The organism is Bernardetia sp. MNP-M8, assembly GCF_037126285.1.
Classification (GTDB): domain Bacteria; phylum Bacteroidota; class Bacteroidia; order Cytophagales; family Bernardetiaceae; genus Bernardetia.
On sequence record NZ_CP147012.1, the window covers coordinates 107,830 to 130,627 of the forward strand.

19 protein-coding genes are annotated in these 22,798 nt (G+C 33.6%); 6 read left to right on the forward strand and 13 right to left on the reverse strand.

The annotated features are described in order from the left end of the window. The first annotated feature begins 88 nt into the window (after positions 1-88). From V9L04_RS00455 to V9L04_RS00470, 4 genes are all read left to right on the forward strand, one after another. Entirely contained in the window at positions 89-2,491 is a 2,403-nt protein-coding gene (locus tag V9L04_RS00455; protein WP_338792088.1) for a TonB-dependent receptor, read from the forward strand. Positions 2,492-2,544: 53 nt separating this feature from the next. Next, on the forward strand, positions 2,545-3,384 hold the full coding sequence (locus V9L04_RS00460; RefSeq protein WP_338792089.1) for a DUF4249 domain-containing protein: 840 nt from the start codon (positions 2,545-2,547) through the stop codon (positions 3,382-3,384). Between the two features lie 354 nt (positions 3,385-3,738). Further along, positions 3,739-4,392 (forward strand): polysaccharide deacetylase family protein, encoded by a 654-nt coding sequence (locus tag V9L04_RS00465; RefSeq protein WP_338792090.1) that lies wholly within the window; start codon positions 3,739-3,741, stop codon positions 4,390-4,392. Positions 4,393-4,535: 143 nt separating this feature from the next. After that, positions 4,536-5,114: a hypothetical protein gene (locus V9L04_RS00470; protein ID WP_338792091.1), complete on the forward strand. Its 579-nt coding sequence runs from the start codon at positions 4,536-4,538 to the stop codon at positions 5,112-5,114. Positions 5,115-5,228: 114 nt separating this feature from the next. Here the strand turns inward: V9L04_RS00470 and rpsC are convergent, their stop codons facing one another. The 7 genes from rpsC to rplC form a co-directional block, all read right to left on the reverse strand. Continuing rightward, positions 5,229-6,098: a 30S ribosomal protein S3 gene (gene rpsC / locus V9L04_RS00475; protein WP_338792092.1), complete on the reverse strand. Its 870-nt coding sequence runs from the start codon at positions 6,096-6,098 to the stop codon at positions 5,229-5,231. Positions 6,099-6,109: 11 nt separating this feature from the next. Next, a complete protein-coding gene (gene rplV, locus V9L04_RS00480) occupies positions 6,110-6,556 on the reverse strand; it encodes a 50S ribosomal protein L22 (protein ID WP_338792093.1) in 447 nt (148 codons plus the stop codon). A gap of 47 nt (positions 6,557-6,603) precedes the next feature. Continuing rightward, positions 6,604-6,885 (reverse strand): 30S ribosomal protein S19, encoded by a 282-nt coding sequence (gene rpsS, locus V9L04_RS00485; RefSeq protein WP_338764302.1) that lies wholly within the window; start codon positions 6,883-6,885, stop codon positions 6,604-6,606. A 2-nt stretch (positions 6,886-6,887) separates the two neighbouring features. Further along, positions 6,888-7,721, reverse strand: a complete 834-nt coding sequence (gene rplB, locus V9L04_RS00490) for a 50S ribosomal protein L2 (RefSeq protein ID WP_338792094.1) — start codon at positions 7,719-7,721, stop codon at positions 6,888-6,890. 452 nt (positions 7,722-8,173) lie between these two features. Then, on the reverse strand, positions 8,174-8,479 hold the full coding sequence (gene rplW, locus V9L04_RS00495) for a 50S ribosomal protein L23 (RefSeq protein WP_338792095.1): 306 nt from the start codon (positions 8,477-8,479) through the stop codon (positions 8,174-8,176). A 229-nt stretch (positions 8,480-8,708) separates the two neighbouring features. Then, positions 8,709-9,335 (reverse strand): 50S ribosomal protein L4, encoded by a 627-nt coding sequence (rplD, locus tag V9L04_RS00500; protein WP_338792096.1) that lies wholly within the window; start codon positions 9,333-9,335, stop codon positions 8,709-8,711. 153 nt (positions 9,336-9,488) lie between these two features. Further along, a complete protein-coding gene (rplC, locus tag V9L04_RS00505) occupies positions 9,489-10,124 on the reverse strand; it encodes a 50S ribosomal protein L3 (protein WP_338792097.1) in 636 nt (211 codons plus the stop codon). A gap of 904 nt (positions 10,125-11,028) precedes the next feature. On the opposite strand from rplC, the gene V9L04_RS00510 reads away from it, so the two are divergent. Beyond that, on the forward strand, positions 11,029-15,168 hold the full coding sequence (locus V9L04_RS00510; protein ID WP_338792098.1) for a LamG-like jellyroll fold domain-containing protein: 4,140 nt from the start codon (positions 11,029-11,031) through the stop codon (positions 15,166-15,168). 85 nt (positions 15,169-15,253) lie between these two features. Here the strand turns inward: V9L04_RS00510 and V9L04_RS00515 are convergent, their stop codons facing one another. Next, on the reverse strand, positions 15,254-15,928 hold the full coding sequence (locus tag V9L04_RS00515) for a metal-dependent transcriptional regulator (protein WP_338792099.1): 675 nt from the start codon (positions 15,926-15,928) through the stop codon (positions 15,254-15,256). A gap of 51 nt (positions 15,929-15,979) precedes the next feature. Next, positions 15,980-16,903, reverse strand: coding sequence for an alpha/beta fold hydrolase (locus V9L04_RS00520; protein WP_338792100.1), 924 nt, complete (start codon positions 16,901-16,903; stop codon positions 15,980-15,982). A gap of 198 nt (positions 16,904-17,101) precedes the next feature. Between V9L04_RS00520 and V9L04_RS00525 the strand changes: the two genes are divergently transcribed. Further along, positions 17,102-17,920 carry a M48 family metallopeptidase gene (locus V9L04_RS00525; RefSeq protein ID WP_338792101.1) on the forward strand — a complete coding sequence of 273 codons (819 nt, stop codon included), beginning with the start codon at positions 17,102-17,104 and terminating at the stop codon, positions 17,918-17,920. Between the two features lie 91 nt (positions 17,921-18,011). On the opposite strand, the gene V9L04_RS00530 is transcribed toward V9L04_RS00525, so the two are convergent. The 4 genes from V9L04_RS00530 to V9L04_RS00545 all read right to left on the reverse strand — a co-directional run bounded on the left by V9L04_RS00530 (position 18,012) and on the right by V9L04_RS00545 (position 22,787). Then, on the reverse strand, positions 18,012-19,253 hold the full coding sequence (locus V9L04_RS00530; RefSeq protein WP_338792102.1) for an ABC transporter permease: 1,242 nt from the start codon (positions 19,251-19,253) through the stop codon (positions 18,012-18,014). A 186-nt stretch (positions 19,254-19,439) separates the two neighbouring features. Next, complete coding sequence (locus tag V9L04_RS00535; RefSeq protein WP_338792103.1) at positions 19,440-20,642, reverse strand: glycosyltransferase; 1,203 nt, start codon at positions 20,640-20,642, stop codon at positions 19,440-19,442. Between the two features lie 168 nt (positions 20,643-20,810). After that, complete coding sequence (locus V9L04_RS00540; RefSeq protein ID WP_338792104.1) at positions 20,811-21,230, reverse strand: hypothetical protein; 420 nt, start codon at positions 21,228-21,230, stop codon at positions 20,811-20,813. Between the two features lie 12 nt (positions 21,231-21,242). Continuing rightward, positions 21,243-22,787: an MBOAT family O-acyltransferase gene (locus tag V9L04_RS00545; protein WP_338792105.1), complete on the reverse strand. Its 1,545-nt coding sequence runs from the start codon at positions 22,785-22,787 to the stop codon at positions 21,243-21,245. Positions 22,788-22,798 lie beyond the last annotated feature (11 nt).

Genomic DNA, 22,798 nt, shown 5'->3' on the forward strand with positions numbered 1-22,798 from the left:
TCATTTGTAATACAGACTTTCCGAAATCAAAAAAACAGACATACTATTCACTAAATCAATTACGTTTCTCAACTTACTTTTTAATTTTATGAAACAATATACTACGCATTTTTTATGCGTTCTGTACACCGTGTTTTTAACTTTTATTTTTTCTCCTACGGCTCTTTTTGCACAACAAGACAGCCGTTATACACTAAGTGGCAAAATTAGAGATGCAGCCAATGGAGAAGAACTTATTGGAGCAACTGTTTTGGTAGAAAATATGCCAGGAACAGGTGCAGTTGCTAACGAATATGGTTTTTATTCTTTGACACTTCCAACAGCAAAATATAGAGTTTTGGTTTCTTATATTGGCTTTGAAAATCAAATTTTTGAAGTAGACTTGACCAAAGATATTACTCTGAATATAGAAATGAGTGAAGCCAAAGACCTAAAAGAAGTTGTCATCACAGGGGAGCGTGAGGCTGATGCAAATGTAACAGAGGTACAGATGAGTACACAAATATTAGAAGTAGAACAAGTCAAAAAACTTCCTGCTCTTTTAGGAGAAGTTGATGTTTTGCGCACACTTACACTTTTACCTGGAGTTCAGAGTGCTGGAGAAGGAACAGGAGGAATTTTTGTTCGGGGTGGTGCAAACGACCAAAACCTAATTCTTTTAGATGATGCACCCGTTTATAATGCTTCCCACTTATTAGGCTTCTTTTCTGTCTTTAACTCTGATGCCATAAAAAGTGTAAAACTCTACAAAGGTGGAATTCCTGCACAATATGGAGGACGTTTGTCTTCTATTATTGATATTAGAATGAAAAATGGCAATAACAAAAAATTCAATGCTTCTGGTGGAATTGGAACAGTGGCTAGTCGCTTGACTGTTGAAGCACCTATTAATGACAAAAGTTCGTTTATTTTGTCTGGTCGTCGTACGTATGCTGACCAGTTTTTAAGATTTGCCAATGATACAGCATTGAGAGAAAACAAATTATATTTTTATGATTTTAATGCTAAAGCAAATTATGAAATTTCGGATAAAGACCGTATTTATTTATCAGGTTATTTTGGTAGAGATGTGTTTAAGTTTGGAGAAGGTTTTGGGCTAAATTGGGGAAATGGCACAGCTACTTTGCGTTGGAATCATATTTTCAATCAAAAATTATTCTTAAATACAACTGCGATTTACAGTAATTTTAATTATGGATTTGAAGTAAATGATGGCGCACAAAACTTTACTTGGGATTCTGGAATTACGGATTATTCAGTCAAATTAGATTTTGATTATTTTATCAATCCTAAAAATACCATGACTTTCGGAACAGAAAATATTTATCATCATTTTAATCCAACGGAAATAAAACCACAAAACGATGAATCTATTTTTAATACATTCAAACTAACTGATAAATTTGCTTTCGAAAATGCTTTTTATGTAGCTAATGAACAAAAACTAGGTAGTAAATTTATACTTCAATACGGCTTACGTTTTTCTATGTTCCAAAATGTCGGAAAAACAGAAGAGTATGAATATATAGAAGGAGAACCAAAAACTGATGCCAATATTACAGATACACTTAGTTATGACAAACTTGAAGCCTATAGTTTCTATGCAGGTTTTGAGCCTCGTTTAGCTGTAAATTATAAAATCAATGAAAAATCAGCTATAAAAGCATCATATAATCGTACTCGTCAGTATCTACAAACTGTTTCTCCAAATACGGCAGCTCTTCCTTTTGACCGTTGGATTCCGACAAACAAGCACATTGACCCACAACTTTCTGACCAAGTAGCACTCGGTTTTTTCCAAAATTTTGCTGACAATAAATGGGAAGCATCAGTAGAAGGTTATTACAAATACATGCAAAATCAGATTGATGTTAGAGATGGAGAAGATTTATTATTGAACGATAATATTGAGGAAGCTCTTGCTGCAGGTGATGCATGGTCGTATGGTTTAGAGCTTTATGTAAAGAAAAATTATGGTAAAACAACAGGCTGGATTAGTTATACACTTTCTACTACTCAGCGTCAGATTGAAGAGATTAACTTAGGAAATGCTTATAGTCCTCGTTATAATCGTCCTCATAATTTAGCTGTCATTATTGCTCATCAGTTTTCACCTAGAGTTACTCTAGCAGGTAATTTCATTTTTACTTCAGGGGCTGCTGTTACTTTCCCTGTCGGAAGATATAAAGTAGGAAATAGTGTAGTAGATTATTATGAATCAGGAAAACGTAACAATAGTCGTTTGCCTGATTATCATAGAGCTGATATTTCCCTTACTATTGATGGAAAACAAAAAAGAAACTGGAAAGGAAGTTGGAATTTTTCTATCTATAATTTCTATAATCGTAAAAATGCATTTTCTATCTACTTTAGAGAAAAACAAGATGCAAATGAAGAAGGAACAGGAGAGTATGAGGCTGTCCAAACTACCCTTTTCGGAATTATTCCTTCGATTACTTACAATTTTAAATTTTCTTTTGATAAAAAATAAACTTTAAACACCCTAAGGATTTCGAAAATCCTTAGGGTGTAAATTCATCTATTATGAAAAATATATCATTTTTAAATAAAGCATTCACTCTGCTTTTTATTTTAATTGCTTTTTCTTCGTGTGAAGAAGTAATTGACTTACCTCTCAAAGGTGCAGAATCTCCTGCTCTAATTGTTGAAGCAGAAGTTGTCGATGTAAAAGGCTATTCCTTTGTTAGATTAGGCGAAACCTTAGATTATTATGACCCAAAAGAAGAGCCAAAAGTATCGGGTGCAATCGTTTCGGTAACTGACCAAGACGGTAATAAAATGGACTTTTTGGAAAATAACGAAGAAGCTGGACTCTATTTGCCACAAGACCCAGAATATAAAGGTGTTGTAGGAAATACATATAATTTGCTCATCGAATACAAAGGAAATACGTTTACTTCAGAGAGTAAAATATATCGTGTAACAGGTATAGATTCTTTACAAATTCGTTTTGTTCCTGAAAGTCGTTTCCAAGATGAAGGTTATTATCTGTATTTTTATGCCAAAGAACCACAAGATACACAAGACTATTATTTTTGGAGAAATTATAGAAATGATACGCTCAATTATGAAGATGCAGGCGACTTGATTTTTGCTAGTGACCAAGGAATTGGCGAAAATATAGATGGACTACAGTTTCCATTTATTTATGAGGCTGGAGACACAGTGCGTTTAGAGCAGTATTCGATCACAAAAGAAACCTATGATTATTATAATGACCTCACAACAGTAGTATTTAATGATGGTGGTCTTTTTAGTCCACCTCCTGTTAATCCAAGAACAAACATAAAAGGTGAAAATGTGTTAGGTGTTTTTATGACTTCCTCTATGATTTCAGAAATAATTTATGTTCCAAAGGAATAATTAAACGAAAAATAGAGAACAAGTAATAAGACAAAATAAAAAACTACTAGAACTGATTAGCAAGTATTTTTTGGCTACCAAGTCATGTTCATACAAAATGTATGTTTGTTTTAGCTTCGCTGAGGGTTACACCGTTCTCAGAAATAAACTTTTACGCTTCCTCAGAGCAATATCACGCTTCTGAGGAAGCGTTACGTTCAGTTCTAAGGAACTGAATGCACGATTTCAATCAGTTTTTATTTTCCTGAACATGCCCTGTTTTGGCTACTTAGAATAAATTAATATATTTATTTCATATTTTTGACTTTCTTTTAACTGGTTACTGATGACTAGTAACTGATAACTGATAAAAAAATGCGTTTTCAACCTTATCCCCATAAAAGTGGCAAAATTGTTCGATGGCTTTTTCCACGCCTATTATGGTTTAAGCCTTCCGAAAAACCAACTATTTACTTGACTTTCGATGATGGTCCTATTCCAGAAATTACCGAGAATGTATTAACTATTTTAGAAAAATTTGAAGCAAAAGCTACTTTTTTTTGTATTGGAGATAATGTAATCAAACACCCACATATTTTCAAAAAAATTGTAGAAGCTGGACACTCAATAGGCAATCATACTCACAATCATTTAAATGGTTGGAAGAACGAAAATGAAATTTATTATGAAAATATAAACAAATGTAAGAAGACTATCTTAGAAGAATATTCTAATTTAGAACTCTTTGAGCAAGTTTCTTTGTTTCGTCCTCCCTACGGAAAACTAACTCCTGAGCAGTTTCAAAAAATTTCCACGGAATATCAAGTCGTCATGTGGGATGTTCTGACAGGTGACTTTGATAAATTTCTTTCTCGCAAAATATGTCTTCAAAAATCTATTGAATGTACCGAATCAGGTTCTATTGTTACCTTTCATGACAGTATAAAAGCTGCAAAAAATATGCTTTATACCTTGCCTCGTTATTTAGAACATTTTTCTGAAAAAGGTTTTGTTTTTGAAAGATTGTGATGATAAAAGTATTTTAAAATGAATATTTTCTATTTTATTTAAAAAATCTAAAAAACTTATTTGATAAAGCAACTTAGTAAGTAAATAATGTATCTAGTATCTGAAAAAATTCACTAAAACTAAATACAATTTAATTTACATTCATGAAAAATCACTTTTTTTTCGTTTCACTTTTAATTGCTTTTAATCTTTTATCAACCCATCTGAAAGCACAAGACTCTTTACAATTCATTCCGAAAATAGAAATTGGATTAATACAAGGAATTGGATTAGGTTTTGAAATTCCATTAAGTCAAAAATCTGTATTTGAAATTGGTGCTGGTGTAGGTAGTGGCTATACCATTTTTGAAAATCAATTTGAGAATACGTGGGCGATTGCTCAACCTGCTTTTTATGCTCAAGCTAAATACAAACTTTATTACAACAGACAAAAGAGACTAGACAAAGGAAAATCTGTCTTGAATAATAGTGGTAATTATGTAGGTTTTCGCTTTAAATATGCTTCAAGAGAATTAAGTCCAGATAATTTAGATGGCTTAAATATATATCAATTTCATAAAGTTACACTTTTTGATGTTCATTGGGGAATTCAGAGGTCTATGGGAAAACGTTTTTTATTTAATCTCAATTTAGGTTTAGGATATGGATATGATTGGGATTTAGAGAATGGAATGATTTATCCTGCTGGAGATGTGCGCTTTGCTTACAAACTTTGGAAATAATAATAATCTTATACTGAAACAAAAAAATGAGATACATTTCTATAAAAGAAATATATCTCATTTTTAATATATCAGAAACTGTGTTGTTAGTTTAAGAAATTGATAAACCTAAATTTATCTTTTTCCTCCTCCTCCACCACTACGGTTATTTCCACCACCAGAGTTTCCACCACGATTGTTTCCACCTCTAGAGTCTCCACCACCTTCGTTTCTGTCATTGCGATTTCCACCACGACGGTTTCCACCACGATCATTTCTGTCATTGCGATTTCCACCACGACGATTGCCACGGTCATTTCCACCACGTCCACCACTACGTTCTTGTTTTTCAGCAAGAGCAGCAGGAGATAAATCTTGCTTTCCGTAAAGCTGACCTTTATAGATCCATACTTTGATACCTATTTTTCCATAGATAGTATTTGCTTCACTGATAGCATAATCAATATCTGCACGAAGTGTGTGAAGAGGCGTGCTTCCTTCTTTATAAAGTTCTACACGAGCCATCTCAGCACCACCCAAACGACCAGCCAATTTGACTTTGATACCTTCTGCTCCAGCACGCATAGCAGCTTGAATCGCTTGTTTCATTGCACGACGGTGTGACATACGAGCTTCTAATTGTTGAGCAATATTTTCACCTACCAAACGAGCATCCATTTCAGGGCGTTTGATTTCGAAGATATTGATTTGTACTTCTTTCGAAGTCAATTTTTGAAGTTCGTTTTTGAGGTTATCAACCTCTTTACCTTCACGTCCGATTACTACGCCAGGGCGAGAAGTATGAACAGTAACGGTAATGCGCTTGAGTGTACGTTCGATGATAATTTTAGAAATACCACCACGTTGAATTCTAGCACGGATATATTTACGAATTTTTTCGTCTTCTACGAGCTTGTCTGCGAAAGTTTTGCCACCGTACCAGTTTGAGTCCCAGCCTTTAACAATACCCAAGCGAAAGCCAACAGGATTTACTTTTTGTCCCATAGTGTTAGTTTTTAGTTATCTTGGTTTGATTTGTCGTTTGATTCCAAAGCCTCTGCTGCTTGCTCTGCTGCCTGATTCGCAATCGATTCAGTCATGTCTGCAAGTGAAGCACCTTCTGATGGTAATCCCACAACAAGTGTAATGTGGTTAGAACGCTTACGTACACGGTGAGCACGTCCTTGAGGAGCTGGCTGAATGCGTTTAAGCATTTTACCACCATCAACAAAAACAGTTTTTACAACTAAGCTACCAATTTCGTTAGCGAAATCTTCGTGTTTAACTTCCCAGTTGGCTACTGCCGAGAGAAGTAATTTTTCCATATAACGAGCACCAATTTTGGGCTCAAATTTTAACATATTTATTGCAGAACTTACTTTTTTCCCACGAATCATATCAGCGACTAAGCGCATCTTGCGTGGAGATGTAGGTACGTTCTGTAATTTAGCAACAGCTTCCATTAATTAGTTGTTTAGAAAGATGAAACAAAATAAAAAAAACGACTACCTTACTTCTTACCACGCTTATCTTTCTTAGCAATATGCCCACGAAAGTTACGAGTAGGTGCAAATTCACCTAATTTATGACCAACCATGTTGTCAGTTACATAAACAGGGATAAATTTGTTGCCGTTATGAACAGCGAAAGTATGTCCGATAAAGTCTGGAGAAATCATAGAACGGCGAGACCAAGTCTTTACAACGGTCTTCTTGCCAGTCTGCTCTAAAGCAGCTACTTTTTTCTCTAAGCGATAGTCTATATAGGGACCTTTTCTGAGTGAACGAGCCATAATTAAGAGTTACGAGTTTTACGACGAGTAATAATAAAGCTATTGGAGTATTTATTGACCTTGCGAGTCTTTTGTCCTTTAGCATATAAGCCATTGCGTGAGCGAGGGTGACCACCAGATGATTTACCTTCACCACCACCCATTGGGTGATCGACAGGGTTCATTGCAACACCACGAGTACGAGGGCGACGACCGTGCCAACGCTTACGACCAGCTTTACCCATAATAACGTTCATATGGTCACCATTAGATACTGTACCAACAGTAGCATAACATGTACCTAGAATCATGCGAGTTTCACCAGAAGGAAGTCTAAGAATAGCATATTTGCCATCACGAGCTACCAATTGAGCATAAGCTCCAGCACTACGAGCAAGGCTTGCACCTTGACCAGGTTTCATTTCAATACAATGTACGATTGTACCTAAAGGCATAACACCAAGAGGAAGACAGTTTCCTACATCAGGAGAAGCACCTTCTCCAGACATAACAGTCTGACCTACTTTGATTCCTTGAGGCGCAATCATATACGCTTTTGCACCGTCTGCATAAAAAAGCAGAGCGATACGAGCCGTACGGATTGGGTCATATTCAATAGACTTAACCGTTGCAGGCACACCGTGCTTTAAACGTTTGAAGTCTATGATACGGTAGCGTTTTTTGTGTCCACCACCACGTTGACGAATTGTCATTTTCCCTGATCCGTTACGACCACCTGTCCTTTTCCAAGGAGCAAGTAAAGACTTCTCAGGAGTGCTTGTCGTAATTTCCTCAAATGTAGGAGCAATACGAAAACGCTGACCTGGAGTCATTGGTTTTAACTTTTTAACAGCCATGTTGATTTTGATTAAACGAAAAAGGCTTTGCAGCACAATAATAATCAGTTACCAGTTGTCAGTAATGAGTTACCAGTTAAATTAACTGCTTCGCAGTTTCTGATAACTTTTTATTACTTTGAATACGAGTATTCTTGACAAATGAGTAAGCGTTTTTCTGCGCTATTACTGCTACTTTTTCGTGGTTTCTTCTATAAGAAACAGTACAACTAAAATGGAAAAAAAAGAGAATAATTAGTGATTAACTATTAATGGTTAGTGATTAATGAATTACTAATTCGTATTCAACTAATCGCTTATCACTAAAAAACTAATAACTATTTAACTTTCTCTTACAGAAAATAAAAAAGGATTTTTTATTAGGATTGAAATTATTAATGGGGAGTGATTAATTAATTACCTATTGTTCATTTGTATCTAACTAATCACTTATCATTAAAAATTAATCACTATTAATTTTCCTCAGTATCAAATATATCAATTGCGCTTCCTTCTGCAAGTTGCACAAATGCTTTTTTATAAGTCGAAGTATGACCTTTAGTAATTGCCGTTTTTAAGTAGCGAAATTTCGGTTTACCGAAAATAATTGCTGTACGTACCTTAACAACTTTAGCATCTTGGTCTTGATACATTTTCTCAACAGCAGTTTTGATTTCTGCCTTTGTAGCTTTTTTGTCTACGATGAAAACATATACACCATTTTCGTTCATTGCTGTTGCTTTCTCGGTAATTACAGGCTTCTTTAAAATAGTTTTCATATTTCTTTTCTAATTTAACTTTTTAAAAAATTGTAATAAATAATAGAATAAAAATTGTAAATTATGAATGGTGAATTGTAAATGTAATACACTACAAATAAGTAAATTACAGTTTCAAAAATAGCATTTTATTTAATTTCTATTCCAATAGAAGTGTAAATTTATTAAAATAGTAATTTATAAAATGTATTCCATTCATAATTTACCATTTATAATTCACAATTCCTCTTTAGTTAGCTTCAGCTTGAATTACTTCTAATGCACCTTCTGCAAGTACAATCACATCACTATTCATGATATGGTAGGTATGTAATTGATTAGCTGGCAAAACTTTAGTTTTAGGCAAGTTGCGAGCCGAACGATATACTACATCGTTTTGTTCTCCTGTTACAACTAGCACTTTTTTACCTGAAAGATTCAAGTTATTAAGTAAAGAAACAAACTCTTTTGTTTTTGGAGTATCCATTACTAGATTTTCCATAACAGTGATTGCTTCTGCTTTTGCTTTGTGAGAAAGAGCAGAACGACGAGCTAATTGTTTTACTTTACGGTTCAATTTGAAGCCATAATCACGTGGCTCTGGTCCAAAGATACGACCACCACCTACAAATACAGGAGACTTGATACTACCTGCACGTGCGCCTCCAGTTCCCTTTTGGCGTTTGATTTTACGAGTAGAACCTGACACTATACCTCTGTGTTTAGAAGAGTGCGTTCCCTGACGTTGGTTAGCTAAATATTGCTTAACGTCTAGGTAAATAGCATGGTCATTTGGTTCGATGGCAAATACTGCATCTGATAATGTAGCGTTTTTGCCGATTTCTTTTCCTTCTTTATTTAAGATAGGTAATTCCATAATGATATTTCGTTTTTTGTTATTGTTGGTATTAGATACCAACAACGGCAAGATTGGAATGAAAGTAATCTAAAAGTAAATTCCGAACTAATGTTCAGATAAATTCCAAGTCAAAATTAGAAGTGAATTAAGTAGTAATTCAGTATCTAAAAATTAACGTTGAATAAGAATAGTAGAATTGTTTGCACCTGGAATTGCACCTGAAACGACAATAAGATTTGCCTCAGGCATAATTTTTTCTACACGCAAGTTTTTCACTTTCACACGATTACCACCCATACGCCCAGCCATACGCATACCTTTGAATACACGAGAAGGATAAGAAGAAGCACCAATTGAACCTGGAGCACGTAAACGGTTATGCTGACCGTGAGTAGCTTGACCTACACCACCGAAGTTATAACGTTTAACTACACCTTGAAAACCTTTACCTTTAGAAGTTCCAACAACATCTACAAATTGACCTTCTTCGAAAAGATCTGTAATGTTTAATTCTTGACCTACTTCGTATTTTGCTTCAGCTTCTAAGCCCATGTTGCGAAATTCTACAAGAGTACGCTTAGGAGTAGTACCTGATTTTTTGAAGTGTCCTTGAAGTGGCTTAGGAGTATTTTTTTCTTTGCGCTCTCCAAAACCCATTTGTACGGCACGATAACCGTCTGTATCTTCAGTCTTGACTTGTGTAACTACACAAGGACCAGCTTGTATTACTGTGCATGCGACACTGCGTCCATCGGCATCAAACAAACTAGTCATTCCGATTTTTTTACCAATTAAACCTATCGGCATTATACTGGAATTTAATTATTAGTCGAAGTCATAAAAGTGCAAATCATTTTTTTCAAAATTCATTTCCCAAAATTTACTTTTATACCTCTAAATTTGAATAGTTGAAGGAAAGAAGAGTCTTTTGAGTATCAGCATTTTATAAGCAAAAACACTAACTAAAAAGCATAGTCTTCCTATATTTGGGAGTGCAAAAATACTAACTCTTTAATTAACAAGCAACTAATAACCTAAAAAACATGTAAAATATTGATTTATTTTTCATAAATGACTGTGAAACAAACTAAATTATCATGATACTGATAGATTAAAGAGCATTAAAGTTAATAATTAAAACTAAAAGTCAAGAATAATATATTCAATCAGAATCGGTTCTAAATCTCAATAAGTAACTAGACGAAAACAAAACCTATCGAAGAAAAGATTTAGACAGTGAAAATTATAAACTATCAAGACACCTTTGAGATGTCAGACAGATTTCCCTAGCCTAATAAATAGTTTTATCTAGCCAATTATCTTTCATGCTCTTAGCAGTAATAGTCTCAAATTACTAGTTTGGTATTTGTATTAAAAACAATATAATTAAAAAATGACGTAAATATTACCTAGTATACTTTTTTTAGACTAACCCCCTTTTTTTATAGTTAAAAACCGTAAATTTGGTAATAATATTGTTGTACTTTATTAAGATTCTATTCTAGCTCAAACATCCCTTAAATACAAATTATATTCAGTAATAGTCTAACAATTAATATAGTTAAAGTCATTTTTTGCTATTAAATTATTGGATGATAATTATTTCGACTACAATTCTCTATGTCAGTATTTTTTTGAAAGAACAGAATCTCCCTTTATTGAATACAATGCTGCTATGAAATTATTATAATTACCCTTATTTATAAAAAATATGAAAGCTCCTCCAATAGTATATAAAAATATTATTATTATTTCCTTTTTTTTACTGCTAATAAATACTTCTGTTTCACAAGCTCAAACAGATACTCGTTTTTGGTTTGCAGCTCCTGATGTTACAGCATCGCATAGTGATGGTCCTATTCGTATTGTAGTGTCTGCATTTGATGTTCCTGCAGTTGTTACTGTTACTCAACCTGCAAACTTAGCATTTCCTACCTATATAGTAAATGTTGCTGCAAACTCTTCCCAATTTATAAATGTAGACCCAAGTAAAGTATTAATAGAAACACCCTACGATACACCTACTCCTGCTACTCCCTTAGTTAGTAGAACAGGACTTTTAATAGAGTCCACTACCAAAATCACAGCTTATTATGAAGTCAATTCTGATGTTAATCCAGATATTTTTGCATTAAAAGGTTCAAATGCCTTAGGTAACGATTTTTATGTTCCTTTTCAAAACTCTTGGAATCATGCAAATAGAAATCCAATTGATGGTAGAAGTGGCTTTTTAGTAGTAGCTACAGAAGACAATACACTTGTCACAGTTACACCTACAAGAGCTTTAGAGGGTGGACAAGCTGCCAATGTTCCTTTTACCTTTACTCTTGATAGAGGAGAAACATACGTTGGCTCAGTAGTAGAACCATCAGCAGGAGGCTTTCCATCAGGATCACGTATTCAAGCTGATAAACCTGTTGCAGTTACTAAATTTAGTGACTCTATAAATTCAGGGGAAGGAGGTTGTAATGACTTGGCTGGTGACCAACTTGTACCAGTAAATATAGTAGGAACTGAATATGTAGTTTTGAGAGGGCAATTGGGAGTGGGTAGTGGAACACCTGCTGGTAATCCTGAATTAGCTGTTGTTACAGCTACGCAAAATGGTACTACTGTTTCTGTCAATGGAGCTCTTGTTGCTACAATTAATGCAGGACAAAGTTATACACATACACTAACAACAGCAGGACAACGAGTTTTCATACAAACAAGTTTACCTGCTTATGTAGGACATTATGCAGGATATGGATGTGAAACTGGTTTTGCAATTCTTCCTCCTGTAAACTGTACTGGTTCATTAACAACACGAATTGTGCGTTCTACAGATGAAAATTTTACGATTAACTTAATGACAAGAGGAACTCCAGTAGGTAGTAATTTTGATTTTACTAATAATTTCACAATACGAGTGACTAATGGAGGTACTACAACTACGCTATTTTCGCCTACAACAACACCATTTCCAGCTACATTTGCTCAAATTGGAGGAAGTAATTATTATGGAACACAATATACATTTACTACAGCACAAGTACCTGCTGGAGCAGTAGTAACAATAGAAAGCACTACTGTAACTCCTCTTACTAATGAAGCTGGTTTATTTCATTTAGGTTTTGTAAATGGAGGAGCTGGCTCAGGAACACGCTACGGATATTTTTCTGATTTTAGAACTTTAGATTTAGGAGCAGATATAAATATTAGTTACGGTACTGATGCTACAGTAACAGCAGATATACAGGCTACTAATTTTACATGGTATAGTGATGGTGTACTTGTTCAAAGTGGAGCAAGTAACAGTTATACAGTTATTGATATTCAACGTAGACAAATAATACGAGTAGAGGCTACAGTAGGAGATTGTGTTCTTAGTGATGAAATTTGTGTCGGTACACTTGAATATGTTTGGGATGGTAGAGACAACCCCGCATTAGGAGTGGATCATCCACCAAACTGGAGTACGCCTTGTGGTGTTTCTGGAATACCAGATTGTACTATAGATGTTATTATTCCTCCTACTCCCATTGCATTTTCTACTCTGACTGTTGGAAGCACTCAAACTTTGAATGTACGTAATATTACTATATTAGATGGCGGAAATCTAAATGTAGCTACTGGAGGACAAGTAAATGTATGTGGAAACATGATACACGATGGCAATATGAGTATGCAACCTAACTCTAATTTCAGATTTGTAGGTACAGGCAGACAAGACTACTCAAAAGCAGTTACTGGAAATGGAGAGTTTGAAAACTTATTTATTGATAATACAATCGGAACTTCTACATTCAATAATATTGCTGGCGTTACTCTACTTTCTTCTAGCGATCAAGATTTGACTGTAAGTGCTACAGGAACATTAAATTTTGTGCAAGGCTATATTATTCCTGAAGGGTTTCCAACTACTAATGGTGTAGATATTTCTCGTTCTATTATTGTAAATAATCCAAACCCAAATGCAATTACTGGATTTACTACTACTACTACAGGTACTACTCTTCCAACTGATTATTTTGTAGCAGGAAAACTAAATAGAGCCAAAAATGCAACAGGTAATTATTCTTTCCCTGTTGGATTAGTCTTGCAAGAACCTTCTACAATTTTGCCAGAGGCCAATAAAAATGGCGCAATGTCTGCTGCATTTGAAAACTCGGATTGGCAGACAGCTACGTATGGAGGAATGACTTGTAATCCAAATCCAAATGGTGTTTTAACAATGACAGAAGATATTGAATATGTAGATTTTGGAGCTAATACAGGAAATATAGGAGTGGCAGGAAATAATTCTCGTACAGTCGAAATATGGGCAAATGTGACCAATTTTAATGGTGCAGGTTTATTTCAGTTTGGAAATAGCACAGGAACTAATAATTCACAAGACTTTGCTTTAGTGACAGGAACAACCAATAACTCATGGTTTATTCGTTTAAACAACGGATTTGATTTAGAGCTTATCAATCTACCAAATAGTTTGAATAACTGGCATCACTATGCTCTGACTTACGATGAAATAAATCAACAAGTAACATTTTATTATGATGGATTACGTATTCGTACCTACGACTTACCTGCACCTTTAAATACAATTTTGACAAGTGGACTTGTAGGGCGTTGGAGTGGTAGTAATACATTAGCTCTTAGAGGACAAGTTGATGAGTTAAAAGTTTGGAGTGAAACACGTACAGAAGCACAAATACAAGCCTCATTTAATCAAGGTTGTGCTGCTAATGCGTTGCAATGCCCACAAGCAAATAACTTGAGAGCCTACTACAACTTCGAAGATGCAAATATAAATGGAGCTGCCATTAGAACAATTCAATCACGTACAATACAATGTCCAGACCCAACATTTACTTATCAAAGAGCTGATGCCAATTTCAATGTCTCCAATACAGTAGATAATGTTACAGCTTATTTTAAGCAATTTACTAATTTACCAAGTCCAGCAACAGGACAAACTAATATTTGTGGTGTTGACTTTGATACAGACCCAGCTTTGGATAATGGTTTTTGGGATTTCTCTTCTTTTGATGCTACTAATAATCCTGTTCCAGTAAATGCAGCCTATCAAATGTATTTATTTAACCGAGATTATGGAAATTTTGTAGGAGCTTCTACAACTGTTATGCAACTTGAGGAAACTGAAAATCCTTTTGCTGTAAATCCACCTTGGACTATTCCTGACGGATTATGTATAACTAATATTCCACAGTTTACTTCAAGAACTGGCTTTATAGGAAACATGGGCTTTTTTGCAACAGCTCAATCACAAGATATTACACTTCTTCCTATCGAACTTTTGTTTATATCAGCCAAACCAACCGAAAATGCTATTTTGGTAGAATGGGCAACTTTACAAGAAAAAGATAATTACGGATTTGAAGTATTTAGAGCTGAAGAAGACGGAGATTTTGTCAAAATTGGTTTTGTGGCTAGTAAAAAACAAGGACAATCAAGACAAGATTATCAATTTTTAGATGTAGAGGTAAGACCTAATGTAACCTATTATTACAAACTAAAACAGATAGATAATAATGGTAAGTTTACCTTTACAAAAATAGTTTCTGCTACACTTTCTGATAGTGATTTTACAGAACAACAAACCAATACAATTTATCCAAATCCAACTGATGATGAGTTTACGCTTTCTTTGCAAGGGAAAGAGTTTAGAAATGGAGAAGAAGTAGAAATAATACTCATCAATGCGATTGGAGAAGAACTAGAAAGAAGAACTATCAATACTCAAATTAATAACCGTCTGACATTTAGACTGGGACGTTATCCAAATGGTATGTATTTATTAAAAATAGTTAGTCAAAGCTCTTCTACTATAATGAAAGTAGTTAAGGAATAGCAACGAGACCTATTTATTATACTTAAAAAGCCATTTCTATTTTATTAGAAATGGCTTTTTGAGTGTATTATAGAATGATTTTCTTTCATTTATGACACACACACAACTTTTCACAAACTATTTTACTAAGGGTTTCTTCTCTTTTTGGGTTATTATCTTCTGACAAAAGAATTTTCATTGTCCCATCATATTTTTCTATTTCTAAGACTTCCAACTCTAAACCCAAGCTAATTTTTCGGCTATTAAGAAATTGCAAAAACTCTAGTGAAGATTCAGAAACAGCTATAATTTTAACTTTATCCTTTTCCTTGCAATCACTTAACTTTAATTCTGAATTTACTCTATTTTCTATTTGTCCTTCTTTATTTGGAATAGGTGAACCGTGTGGGTCAATGTTTGGATAGCCCAAAAGTTCGTCCATTTTATCAAAGAAAATAGGTGATTTTATGTGTTCGATTTGCTCTGCAATAGCATGAACTTTTTCCCAACCAAAACCCATTTTCTCTACTAAAAACATTTCTGTAAGTCGGTGTTTTCTGACAATAAGAGCTGCTGTAGTTTTACCTTTTTCGGTTAGTTTTATAGGTTTATACTTTTCATAAATCACAAACTCTTTTTCGTGCAAACGCTTAATCATGCTGTTTGCTGTTGGCGTACTAACAGATAATTTTTTACTCAAATCGGATAAACTTATTTCATTTTCTTGAGAAGCAAGTTTGAAAAGAGCCTTTAAGTAATTTTCTTCTGTCTGTGAATTCATTATTTCTTGATTTTGCTATTTAATTATTCAATTCAAAAATACGTATTTTTATTAGTTTATTAACCATTCCAAAATCTTTGGAAAGTGATCGTTTATTGCGTCTTTGTGTGTCAGCATGTTGTTATGGTCATAATCATGTAAATTCTGATTTGATTTTGACAACAACCAAAACTCATCTGTTAAATTATCAATCTCATCCATCAATAATTTTACATCATTTGGATTTCCCAAAATAGTATCGTTTGCTGCTGCAATATGAAGAGTAGGAGGGAAATATCGTTGTTTCTGTTTTAAATTTTGGAAGCCACTTTGGTAATCAAATTTATCTTTACAGAGCCATTTATCTTCCTTAATCCATTTATTAGATTCTGTTATAAATCCTCTGCTTTCGTCATCTGTTCCAAAGCCAATTTTTGTAGTAGGTAAATAACCTAGTGTTTTTCCAGAAACTTTACCCAAAAAATTCCATACAAAATCTATTTTTACTATTTTTTCTATTCCTTTTGTTCTGATTCTTCTTTTGCTTCCAAAAAACACCATTTTTTTTGTAGCTTCTGCTATTTGTGGAAAACGTAACATAAAAGGAGGAATCATTACTCCACCCCAAGAATGAGCAGCCCAAAAATTAGGAAAATGACCTTTTATTTCTCTTATTTTATTAGCAAAAGTTGGCAAGTCTTCCAAAATATATTCAGTCTGTCCGAAAGTAGATTTAGAATTTACTTTTGGTTTACTTTCTCCTTTTCCCCTCAAGTCTGCAACAAAAACATCAAAACCATTTTCAGCTAAATAACTTCCAAACCCTTTTCCCTGTACAGAATAAAAGATACGACCATTTTCGACACTCCCATGAATAAGTAAAATAGTAGGTAGAGTTTGAAGATCTGAACCTTCTTTATAAATTCTTTTTAAATGTAAAATATCATTATATTCTGTTTTTAAATCAATAAAAATAGATTCGTAATTTAATGGCATTATTTTTTGATTTATCTTTTAGCTTTAGTATTCAATAATCTTTCTCAAAACTTTATACAAAAAAACGTGTTTTGAAAACAACAAACAAGTTTTATAAAACTTTCTATCTTTAAGAGTCTATTTGAAAACAAAATTTAACATTTTCATTCGACTTCTTATTGCCCTATTTTCAACTCACTTTTTAAACTTTATTTTTTTATGAAAAAATTTTCTTATTTATCATTTATTGTTTTATTCTACTTTGTAACAGCATGTGCAACAGCACCACTTACGGGACGAAAACAACTTATTTTACTTCCTGCATCTGAAATAAATTCGATGAGTTTTCAGGCTTATAACGAAATGCTTAGTGAACAAAAAGTAGTAAAAGGAACAACAGATGCACAAACTATAACTAATGTAGGGCAGCGAATTCAATATGCTGTCGAAACGTATCTTAAATCGGTAAACAAAACTGATTTAATTAAAGGTTTTCAGTGGGAATATAATTTAGTACAAGAACCTTCTGCAAATGCGTCCTGTATGCCTGGGGGAAAAGTGATTTTTCATACTGGAATTATGCCTATTTGCCAAACTCCAACAGGGGTTGGTGTGGTAATGGGACACGAAGTTGCACATGCTGTAGCTAGTCATGGTAATGAACGAATGAGCCAAGGCATGGCTGCACAAGGAGTTTTATCTTTGGGATCAGCTCTCATGAATCAAAAACCAACACTGGGAAAACAATTAATTTTACAAGCTGCTGGATTAGGAACACAGGTAGGACTTTTGAAGTTTTCAAGAGATCAAGAATCAGAAGCTGACCATTTAGGAATTATTTTTATGGCAATGGCAGGTTATAACCCAGCCGAATCAATTGCTTTTTGGCAACGCATGGCTGCACAAGCAGGAGGACAAGCACCACCAGAATTTTTATCTACTCACCCAAATTCTTCTACACGTATCAATAATCTCAAAAAATGGCTTCCAGAAGCAATGAAGTATTATAATGCTTCTCCATATAAAGGAAAACCGTAATTATTTTGCAATAAATACTTTGCAATCAAAAAAACCTAGAACATATTATTTTGCTCTAGGTTTTTTGTTATGCAGTTAGAAGAAATACAGTTTAGCTTCTAGTATTTGGGTCATAGGCATCTCTCAGACCATTTCCTAAAAGATTAAAAGCAAGAACTAAAATACTAATACAAAGACTTGGAAAGACAATCAAATGCCAACTATTACTTGTTCCAATAACGGAATATCCTTCCGAAACCATCATTCCCCAAGAAGGTGTAGGAGGCTGAACACCCAAGCCTAAAAAGCTCAACCCTGCTTCTATCAAAATAGCTGCTGCAAAATTTGAAGTCGTAACCACTACAATTTCTCCCAACATATTAGGCAAAATATGTCTAAAAATAATTCTCCAATGACTCATTCCAAAAGCATGGGTAGCTTCAATAAATGGTTTCCTTTTAATTGTTTTTATTTTTCCTCTTACAATACGAGCAATTTCTACCCACATCGTCAGACCAACAGCGACAAAAGCAACCCAAATTCCTTTACTTTGAAGTACAATGGTAATTGCAATTACAAGCATAATACTAGGAATAGACCACACTACTGTCATAAACCAATGAATAATACTATCTATCCAACCACCAAAATAACCAGAAATTGCGCCCAAACTCACTCCCAGAACGAGTGAAATCAAAACAGCAATTGCACCAATAGTAAGAGAAATTCGTGTTCCATACATCAAACGACTCAAAATATCTCTACCCGAACGGTCAGTTCCGAGCCAATACGTACGAGTTTCTATATTTTCTTTTTGGAATTCTTCTGCCAGCTCAAATAAAGTAGTTGTTCGTATTCTTTTCTGAATATCAACATAGCGCACTGTGTCACCTTTTATTTGATAGTTATAGTTAAGAGAATCATCTGAAAGCAGTCCTGAAACACCTGCAAAAACGGGTTTAGTAGCATAAATGAGCGAATAGGAAAGTTCTTTTTTCTCTCTTCCATAAATTTTAAAAAATACTGTATCTCCCACAATCCTAAAGGTATCTATTGGTGTAATTGTGTAGTCAGTTTCATCGCCATTATAAATACTTTCAAAAAAACCTGTATGTTCAGTAGAAATTCGTTTTCTAAACTTCAACATTTTTGTTTCAAAAATAGGTAATTCTTTACCTATCTGCACAGCTCCATCATTTGCATTTGGGGTTTTGTCAGGCATAATTGTATGACCTGCAAGGGCTACAAAAACAGCAAATAAAATGACAAAAAGCCCAAACATGGCTGGTTTGTGTTTTAATAAGCGTTTGCGTATTTGTGAAGAAGGCGATATATGCTCAAATTCTGCTGCCATTTAGAGAAATAAACGAATGCAATATTAATTGAGAATGGAAATAAAAAAATATTGGTGTTTTTTCTTTTCCATTGCTAGAAATTACTTTAAACGACTAATTTACTAAGAAAGTAACATAAAAACTATTCTTATTTAAAATAAACGATTGATAAAGTCAGATTACTTAGCATTAGTTACATTTGTTTACTATTTTGTTCTTCTACCTTTCCAATTATAGCCTTTTTTCTGTGCAGCAATTCCAAAAAATATAGCATAAAAACTATAAAACATCCACCAAAAAGGCAGTGTAAAAATTGCTTTTAGTTGTCTCAAAAAATGCAATACAGAAAACAAAAACAGAAATTCTGTACTCATTTTAATAAAAAAAGTAAGATAAAGATACTTTCTTAGTTCTGAGTTTGTTAGATAAAAATCAGTTGTAAATATATCAAAAGCCATAAAAACAAACATTAATAAAGTAAAAACTTGAACCAAAAACACAAACATGCTAATTGCTGCATGACTTATTTTTTTATGTTGATTCCATTTACTTGCCCAACGTTTGCGTTGATTATAAAAATGATTCCAAGTTTGAGTTGCTTCTGTTTCAACGATTGCTTTATCTGATTTTAAGAAAAAAATATTCTTAGGATAAACTTTGTGAAATTTATGTAATAAAAACTCATCATCTCCAGACGAGATTTGATAACCATCTTTTATAGTATTGCTTTTCTCTTGATTTTCATATCCTCCCAGTTCTTCAAAAAGCTCCTTGGAGTATGCCATATTTGCCCCATTGCATGTAAAAGGAAAACCCAAATTGAGAGCAGCACCTCCTGAGCCAATTAATGTAGCAAATTCAGAAGCCTGTAAAGCTGCAAAAAAATCTCTTTTATAATTTAAACGAACAGCTCCAGCAATAAAAAAGGCTTTTTCATCTCTTTTTTCTTTATAATCAATGAAATTTGAAAAAGTGGAAAGCCAACTTTTTTGAACTCTACAATCTCCGTCTGTTGTGATGATATATTCAAACTTTGCTTTTGATACTCCTAAAGTAATTGCTCGTTTTTTGTGTGCAGAATCAGCCATAGGAACTGAAATAAGTTGCAAAGAATATGGCATTTTTTGAACTAAATTGGTTACAATTTCTGCCGTATTATCATCAGAATTATCATCTAAAACTAAAACTTCAAAATTATTGGTGTCTAAATCTTGTGAAGCCAAATCATTTAATAAAACTGCAATATTTTGACTTTCATTTCGGACAGGAATTAAAACTGAAAAACGAGTTTTGTTTTTTTCTATATAATTTTTGCCCTTGTTGATTTCTTTCTCGCCGTTGTTGGTGTCCCCACCAACGACATTATCAAACACAATTTCTTTGTGCCAACCGTAAAGGACGAAAAGCAAAACGCAACTATAAATCCAAAAAATGAGTAGAGTGAGGTATAAAATACACTTATTTGATTAGTGAGTGATTATGCAAGGAAAATACACTTGTTTGATAGTTAAGGATTTGTAGGATTGATAGGATTTAAAATACAGATTAAATACGAATAACAATCTGATTTAGGACAACTACTTACAAGATTCATTCTTTAGCTCTATACTCAAAAGTTTAATTTTACATTCTGAAAAATATGATTTTATAGTTCTATTAGAAAAGGCTTCAACCAAACTAGCCATATCTCTCCCTCCTTTTGCTTTTTCAAAATGAAGTAGAATAGAATCTTGTTTTAGTTGATATTTCCCATAACTACTTAAACCACGAAAACCTGTACAATCATAAATAGATGATATATTCAAATTAAAACTAGAATCATTCTTTAGATTTAATTTAAAAGTATCTGGTATTCCTTCCCATAAATATACTGTACCTATTTCTTCTATTGTTTTTTTAACTGGAGTTAAAACTTGAATTTGAACATTACTTATCTTCGGTGGAGAAACACAAGAAAAAATAAAACTAAAGAAAATTAGACCAATTAGTATTCTCATTTTTTGAAATTCTTAAAACTGAAAATAAATAAACGGCTGAATCCCTGCTGTCTTGAATTGAAATAAAACTAACAGAATAGCTACAATAATAATTGCTTTCACAACATCTGGAAGGTCTGCAAAGGCAATTCGTGTTGCTGCTTTTATATCTTCTGGCAACCAGTGGATTACAAAACCTAAAAGCAAGACGGCATAAATAGTTTTATACGCTGCAATCCTTTCAAAAATACCTGTAAATTCGAACTTATAAAAAATCTGTTCTAACATTAAATTGACTGTCGCAACATCGGCAGCACGAAAATACATCCAACAAAAACAGACAAAATGAAATGTAATGATGAGCATTATCAAGTTATAAATCTTTGATTTTTGCCAAGATTCTGGAATATCCACAAAAGTAAGCCAAAGTTTATGAACAGCTAAAGCAACTCCATGAAGTGCACCCCAAATGACAAAACGCCAAGCGTTTCCGTGCCAAAGTCCACCTAAAAGCATAGTCAGAAATAGGTTCACATACGTTCTTGCTTTGCCTTTTCTATTTCCACCTAAAGGAATATACAAATAATCACGCAGCCAAGAAGAAAGCGAAATATGCCACCTGCGCCAAAAATCAGTAATACTCACAGATTTGTAAGGAGAATTGAAATTAATAGGCAAACGAAAACCTAAAAGCAAAGCTACACCAATTGCAATATCTGTGTAACCCGAAAAATCGCAATAAATCTGAATCGCATAGCCATAAACAGCCATCAGATTTTCAAAGCCTGTGTATTGAAATGGCTCTGCAAAAACTCTATCGACATAATTAGCAGAAATATAATCTGAAATCAACATTTTTTTAACCAAACCATTGATAATCAGAAAAATAGCTTCATTATATTCTGTACTTGAAAGTTTGTATTTTTTATAAATCTGTGGTACAAACTCAGATGCTCTCACAATAGGTCCTGCGACAAGTTGAGGAAAAAAGCTCACATAAAACCCAAAATCTACTATATTTTTGACAGGTTCTAGCTGCCTTCTATAAATATCTATAGAATAACTTATTGTCTGAAAGGTATAAAATGAAATACCAACAGGAAGGAAAATAGAAGTGGTATCAAAATAAGGCTTTCCTACAATAAGGTTGAGGAAATAAGAAAAATAGTCTGTTTTGGCAATATCCCAAGAAGTTCCTGAAATCCATTCAGAAGTGGTATTAAGAGAATCGACAAAGAAAAAAGTATATTTAAAATAAGCTAAGACTGATAAATTAATGACTACACTAAGTGTAACAAGTAATTTCCGATGTTTTTCGTCTTCACTTTTAAAAATAGATTCCCCAATAAAATAATCTACAATAGTAGAAAAAATCAGAAGTAGAAAAAACCAACCACTTGATAGATAATAAAAATAAAGACTAAAAATAGCTAGAAAAGAAGTTCTGGCAATCTGTTTATCTTTTGCAAACTGATAAACGAAAAGTACGAGCGCAAAGAAAAACCAAAATAATACTTTCGTAAAAATCAGTGGGTCATTTTCTTTGTACAATAAAATACTTTTCCAAATACTTTCCATAGAGGCTAAAG

Coding starts and splice junctions, on each gene's coding strand:
- V9L04_RS00530 (WP_338792102.1), bottom strand. CDS start 19,253: ATGGCAGCAGAATTTGAGCATATATCGCCTTCTTCACAAATACGCAAA.
- V9L04_RS00510 (WP_338792098.1), top strand. CDS start 11,029: ATGAAAGCTCCTCCAATAGTATATAAAAATATTATTATTATTTCCTTT.
- V9L04_RS00460 (WP_338792089.1), top strand. CDS start 2,545: ATGAAAAATATATCATTTTTAAATAAAGCATTCACTCTGCTTTTTATT.
- V9L04_RS00540 (WP_338792104.1), bottom strand. CDS start 21,230: ATGAGAATACTAATTGGTCTAATTTTCTTTAGTTTTATTTTTTCTTGT.
- rpsC (WP_338792092.1), bottom strand. CDS start 6,098: ATGGGACAAAAAGTAAATCCTGTTGGCTTTCGCTTGGGTATTGTTAAA.
- V9L04_RS00515 (WP_338792099.1), bottom strand. CDS start 15,928: ATGAATTCACAGACAGAAGAAAATTACTTAAAGGCTCTTTTCAAACTT.
- rplV (WP_338792093.1), bottom strand. CDS start 6,556: ATGGAAGCTGTTGCTAAATTACAGAACGTACCTACATCTCCACGCAAG.
- rplD (WP_338792096.1), bottom strand. CDS start 9,335: ATGGAATTACCTATCTTAAATAAAGAAGGAAAAGAAATCGGCAAAAAC.
- V9L04_RS00520 (WP_338792100.1), bottom strand. CDS start 16,903: ATGCCATTAAATTACGAATCTATTTTTATTGATTTAAAAACAGAATAT.
- rplC (WP_338792097.1), bottom strand. CDS start 10,124: ATGCCGATAGGTTTAATTGGTAAAAAAATCGGAATGACTAGTTTGTTT.
- rpsS (WP_338764302.1), bottom strand. CDS start 6,885: ATGGCTCGTTCACTCAGAAAAGGTCCCTATATAGACTATCGCTTAGAG.
- rplB (WP_338792094.1), bottom strand. CDS start 7,721: ATGGCTGTTAAAAAGTTAAAACCAATGACTCCAGGTCAGCGTTTTCGT.
- V9L04_RS00455 (WP_338792088.1), top strand. CDS start 89: ATGAAACAATATACTACGCATTTTTTATGCGTTCTGTACACCGTGTTT.
- V9L04_RS00525 (WP_338792101.1), top strand. CDS start 17,102: ATGAAAAAATTTTCTTATTTATCATTTATTGTTTTATTCTACTTTGTA.
- V9L04_RS00545 (WP_338792105.1), bottom strand. CDS start 22,787: ATGGAAAGTATTTGGAAAAGTATTTTATTGTACAAAGAAAATGACCCA.
- V9L04_RS00465 (WP_338792090.1), top strand. CDS start 3,739: ATGCGTTTTCAACCTTATCCCCATAAAAGTGGCAAAATTGTTCGATGG.
- rplW (WP_338792095.1), bottom strand. CDS start 8,479: ATGAAAACTATTTTAAAGAAGCCTGTAATTACCGAGAAAGCAACAGCA.
- V9L04_RS00470 (WP_338792091.1), top strand. CDS start 4,536: ATGAAAAATCACTTTTTTTTCGTTTCACTTTTAATTGCTTTTAATCTT.